Source organism: Paenibacillus sp. N119s (assembly GCF_059447605.1).
In genome coordinates, this window is record NZ_JCAJRU010000540.1 from 1 (window position 1) to 356 (window position 356).

Annotated in this window: 1 protein-coding gene; it reads right to left on the reverse strand. The window is 48.6% G+C overall.

All coding sequences use genetic code 11. The features are described from left to right. Positions 1-356 (reverse strand): condensation domain-containing protein (locus tag AC5V8P_RS26225; RefSeq protein WP_495474135.1); only part of this gene is annotated, 356 nt, incomplete at both ends.

Sequence of the window (356 nt, forward strand, 5' to 3'; positions counted from 1 at the left end):
TACGCGTCACGTTTCTGATCGTCCAAATGACGCACATCTTCATATCTGAAACCGACTTCCTTACGGCGGAAAATCACCTGCACGGGCTCATCCTGCCAACCGCTAATGAAATTGGCTCTAAAGATCTCATGCCGCTGTGCCAGTTGATTCAAGCTATCTTGGAAAATATCCGCTTGGAAGCGACCGCGCAAATCAAAGGTTGTTTGTTCGAAATAAGCCCCTGATTCTGCATCCATCAGACTATGGAACAACATGCCTTTTTGCATCGGGGTCAGTGCGTATACATTTTCCACTTCCCCGATGTCACGGGTCCGCTCGATCAGTTGGTCCAGCTCAGCCAGGGTTACATGTTTAAG